The sequence below is a fragment of the Streptomyces sp. NPDC006510 genome (genome assembly GCF_040611955.1).
In the GTDB taxonomy this organism is placed as follows: domain Bacteria; phylum Actinomycetota; class Actinomycetes; order Streptomycetales; family Streptomycetaceae; genus Streptomyces.
Window position 1 is genome coordinate 11,465 of record NZ_JBEXPH010000179.1, and the last position, 4,536, is coordinate 16,000.

The following is a 4,536-nucleotide window of genomic DNA, read 5'->3' on the forward strand; positions in this document are numbered from 1 at the left end:
GCCCCCCGCCTGTCAGTCCCCAGCGCCCGCCCCCCTCCGGGGGGGCCGGTCCGAACGGACCGGCCCCGCGGTCGTGCTCTGTGTCGTGCGCTGCGGTGGTGCTGCGCGGTGGTGCTGTGTGGTGCCGCGCGCCACGGCGGCGGCGGCGTTATCGTCACGAGGTGGACGAGGAGACTCATCACCGGACTGAGCAACCCGCGCAGAGCGACGCCGCAGTCGTCACCTGCGCCTTGTGCGGCACCTCCGCCGACGGCGAGACCGCACCGCCGACCTGGATCTGCTCCGTGGAGAACGGCAGACGCCAGTACTTCTGCGAAGAGTGCGCCCGCACCCATATCAGGGCGATCGAAAGCCGCCTGGACTCCGCCTGGTGGTGACCTGCCCGACGGGGACGCGTCCAGTCGTGACGCCCTGACCTACGCACCGGCGGGCGCGTCGCCCGCCAACTCCTGCACCGCGGGCACCTGCTCGTCCTCCAGCAGAAAACCCGGCAGCCAGGATTCGAGCTCGTCGCGCAGTCGCACGGTCGCACCCAGCTGGCACAGCACCCCGATCGTGCTCAACGTCACCCGGTGTATCAGCAGATAGGCGGGCGGCAGATTCAGCTGCTTGCCGAGCTGGTGAGCGGGGGAGCGGGGATCCGCGATCCGCGCCGCCTGATTGCGCAGCCAGCTCCGGGTGAACGTGAACTCCTCCACCTGCGCCGGCTCGATGATCGGGAGGAGGTAGTCGAGCACCGCGTCCGGGTCGAGGTCGATCGAGTCCTTGACGAACCCCTCCTCGCGCAACTGCTCGTACACCGCGTCCGCCTCGCCCGCCAGCGTCAGCCGCAGGGAGTCCCCGATGGTCTGCGGCAGGCCGCCCGGCAGCCGGTCCACCGTCCCGAAGTCGAGCACTCCCAGCCGCCACTGCCCGCCATCGCCGCTATCCTCGTCGGGGGGCAGCAGCCGGAAGTTGCCCGGATGCGGGTCCGCGTGCAGCAGACCGGTGCGCGCGGGCCCCGAGAAGAGGAAGCGCGCCAGCAACTGACCAGCCCGGTCCCGCTGCTCCGGCGTGCCCTCCGCGATCACGTCGGCCAGTGGAACCCCGTCCATCCACTCCGTCACCAGCACCTGGTCGGACTGGTGCACCACACCGGGGATCACGACATCCGGGTCGTCCGCGAACTCCTCGGCGTGCTCCCGCTGCGATCGCGCCTCCTGCTCGTAGTCCAGCTCCTCCGAGACCCGGTCACGCAGCTCCGTGATGAGCGGTTTGATGTCCATTCCGGGAATCAGCGGGCCGAGCAGGCGGGCGAATCTGCTGAGTTGGGTCAGATCCGAGAGCAGCGCCTCTCCGGCGCCCGGATACTGCACCTTCACCGCGACGTTCCGTCCGTCGTGCCACACCGCCCGGTGCACCTGACCGATCGACGCGGCGGCCGACGGCTTGTCCTCGAATTCGAGGAACAACTCCCGCCAGTCCTCGCCGAGCCGCTCCTCCAGCACCGCGCGGACGGTGTCGCTGGGCAAGGGCGGTGCGGCTTCCTGCAGCTTGGTGAGCGCCGCCCGGTACGGTCCGGCGACCTCCTCCGGCAGCGCCGACTCGAAGACGGACAGCGCCTGCCCGAGCTTCATCGCCCCGCCCTTCAGCTCGCCCAGGACCTTGAACAACTGGTCAGCGGTGCGCTGCTGCACCTCCCGGGCGACCAGCTCCGCCGATCTCCCGCCGATCCGCTTGCCCAGACCCCACGTCGCGCGGCCGGCGAAGCCCAGAGGCAGGGCGGCCAACTTGGCGGTACGGGTGACCGCTTTCCGGGGAAGATCAGACATGAGCCCCTCCAAATCCCAGACTGCCGTACCGCGTGCGGCGGTTACCCGGCCATTGTGTCCTGCATGGTGTCGGACCCGGAGCAGCACTCCCCCTCAGTCTGCCCAGCCGCTCCGCAGGAACAGCCGAGGTGCGCTCGCAACCGCTCGGCCCGCCAGTCCATCAGCGGCAGCGCGGCCTCCCAACGGGTCCCCGTGCTCGCGGGCAGTTCCCCGTCCAGAAAGGACAGCGCATGGGCGGCCGCGAGCCCGGCAACCGCCGTCGCCAGCCCCAGGTCGCAGGCCTGCACGGCAGTTCGCCTCCCGGACCGCCACTGGGACAGCATCCTGGGCCAGTCCTCGTCCCGGCCCGCGCGGTCCAGTGCCAGGCACCCAGCGCAGGCCGTACCCCCGGGCAGGACCAGGGGCCCCACGAATCCCGTCGCCTCCAGCACTCCGGCGTAGAGATGAGGAGTGCCCGACACGATCCACGGTTCGGCCGCCGGCGGGTCGGGGGCGTACGCCGCGAGGCTGTCGCGAGGGGCCACCACGATCAGCGACAGCCCCGGCTCGCCACCGGCCGGGGAACCCGCCGTCTCCGCCGCCCGGGGAGCCGGAGCCGCAGCGGATCTGCGCACCAACTGCCGGGCGGCGGTGTCCCTGCGCTCCCCGACGGCCGCCGGCGGAAGCCCGCCGGGCGAGACGTCCCACGGCTCGGTGTGCCCGCCGTCCATGACCTCCACCCGGCCCACCCCGGACCCGGACAGCACCGCCGCGATCGCGGCACCGACCCGGCCGGCCCCCCGTACCTGGACCCGCATCGCCCGGCGGGCCGCCAGTCGCCGCATCCCGCCGCCCGGTTCGGGATGGACGACGGAGAGCGACGCCAGATCGGGGCGGTGCCGGTCCAGGGCGCCGGGCCGGTTCCGTAACGCTTCCGTCTCCGGGCCGGCGGCCCGCACGTCGTCGAGCAGTCCCGCGTTCGCCAATCTGCCCACCAATGTGTCGACTTGATGGTCCGACAGGTCCAGCATGCGGGCTTCCTCGCGCAGCAGCGGCAGACCGCGCGTTCCGTCGAGCAGTTCCAGAAAACTGCCCGTGGCGATATCCAACGGGCCGAACTTCACCGCATGGGCGTGAGTCACGCCGAATTGCACGGTGCCCCTGCTGCGCCATGCGCGGCGCAGTGCGGGCTTCAACATCGGATGCACGGCTACCCCCGGTCTGTGTTCCTTGATCCTGTGCGCGGGCCGCGGCCCGGATCTGCGCGAGATCCGTTGTCAGAATGCAGCCGGGCGTCGAAACGTGCAGAAAGTTATCCACAGGCATGGGGTATTAGTCGTTCAAATGGTGCATGCCGTGGAGTGGATCAAGCGCGAACCGTCCCGGAGGCGGGACTTCACCCACCGACACCGGGTAACGTCGTGGCGTGCCCGCCGACCCGTCACCCGGAATCGCCGGGGAGACCCCCGCGCGCAGCGCCGGAACCCAGCAGCGCAGCGCGGCAGACCGTCCGCCCCGCACCTCGGCGACGAGCGCGGTCGAGGTCCGCAGGAGCAATCGCCGCAGCAGAACGGTCTCCGCGTACCGGGAGGGCGACCGCACCATCGTGCTCATCCCGGCCCGGATGTCGGAGGCCGAGGAGCAGCGCTGGGTGAGCGTGATGCTCGACAAGTTGGCGGCGCAGGAGAGCAGACGCGTCTTCGGCGACAGCGAACTCGCCGAGCGGGCCGAGCGGTTGTCGGCCCAGTACTTCGAGGGCCGGGCCAGGCCGGCGTCGGTGCGGTGGGTGACCAATCAGAACACCCGATGGGGCTCCTGCACCCCGGCGGAGGGCAGCATCCGTCTGTCGCACCGGCTGCAGGGCATGCCCGAGTACGTCGTCGACTACGTCCTGGTCCACGAGCTGGCCCATTTGCTCGTTCCCGGCCACGGTCCGCGTTTCTGGCGGCTGCTGGAGGCGTATCCCCGTACCGAGCGGGCACGCGGTTACCTGGAGGGTGTGGTGGCGGCCGACCGGCTGCCTCATCTGCCCGCAGCGCGCGGTGAGTGACGTTCACCGATTCTGTACCGGGTGTGTACCGACTTAGCTCGATGTCGGACTTTGCGGTTAGCCTGGCGCGACGCATTCACATTCGGGATGGGGGACGGTCGTTACGCATGGCCAGGGAATTCCAACGCGGCCACAAGGCCAAGATCAGCGATCTCACGCCGGGGACGGATCTGTACGTAGGTGTGCAGATCGCCGGTCCGGGACTGACCTTTGACATCAGCTGCTTCGGCCTCGATGCCAATGAGCAGCTCTCCGACGACCGGTATTTCATCTTCTTCAATCAGCCTAAATCGCCCGAGGAGTCCATTCAGCTCCTCGGCGCCCAGGCCGGTGACACCGAGTCGTTCCGCGTCACCCTGGACCGCATTCCGGCGAACATCCACAAGCTGTCGTTCACCGCGACGGTCGACGGGGCCGGGCAGATGTCCCAGATCGGCCCCGGATACATCCGGATCGTCGCAGGTGGCGAGGAAGTCGTCCGGTACGCCTTCAACGGTTCGGAGTTCACCACCGAGCGTGCGGTGATGCTGGGCGACTTCTATCTGAAGGACGTCTGGCGGTTCGCCGCGGTCGGCCAGGGCTTCGACGGCGGCCTCGAAGCACTGCTGAAGAACTTCGGCGGCGAGGTCGCCGAGGAGGCGCCCGCCGCACCCCAGCCGCAGGCAGCGGCTCCGTCGTTCGCCCCGCCCGCCCAGG

The 4,536-nt window shown here is 70.1% G+C and carries 5 protein-coding genes; 3 read left to right on the forward strand and 2 right to left on the reverse strand.

Annotated elements, in window-relative coordinates:
* Positions 1-161 precede the first annotated feature (161 nt).
* On the forward strand, positions 162-377 hold the full coding sequence (locus tag ABZY11_RS35130; RefSeq protein WP_356483056.1) for a hypothetical protein: 216 nt from the start codon (positions 162-164) through the stop codon (positions 375-377).
* Positions 378-416: 39 nt separating this feature from the next.
* On the opposite strand, the gene ABZY11_RS35135 is transcribed toward ABZY11_RS35130, so the two are convergent.
* Both ABZY11_RS35135 and ABZY11_RS35140 read right to left on the reverse strand, forming a co-directional pair.
* Positions 417-1,811, reverse strand: coding sequence for an AarF/ABC1/UbiB kinase family protein (locus tag ABZY11_RS35135; RefSeq protein ID WP_356483057.1), 1,395 nt, complete (start codon positions 1,809-1,811; stop codon positions 417-419).
* Positions 1,812-1,852: 41 nt separating this feature from the next.
* Positions 1,853-2,998 (reverse strand): ThiF family adenylyltransferase, encoded by a 1,146-nt coding sequence (locus tag ABZY11_RS35140; protein ID WP_356483058.1) that lies wholly within the window; start codon positions 2,996-2,998, stop codon positions 1,853-1,855.
* A gap of 218 nt (positions 2,999-3,216) precedes the next feature.
* Here ABZY11_RS35140 and ABZY11_RS35145 point away from each other — a divergent pair, with 218 nt between their 5' ends.
* Together ABZY11_RS35145 and ABZY11_RS35150 are read left to right on the forward strand one after the other, a co-directional pair.
* Positions 3,217-3,840 (forward strand): M48 family metallopeptidase, encoded by a 624-nt coding sequence (locus ABZY11_RS35145; protein WP_356483059.1) that lies wholly within the window; start codon positions 3,217-3,219, stop codon positions 3,838-3,840.
* A gap of 107 nt (positions 3,841-3,947) precedes the next feature.
* Positions 3,948-4,536 (forward strand): TerD family protein (locus ABZY11_RS35150; RefSeq protein WP_356483060.1); only part of this gene is annotated, 589 nt, incomplete at its 3' end.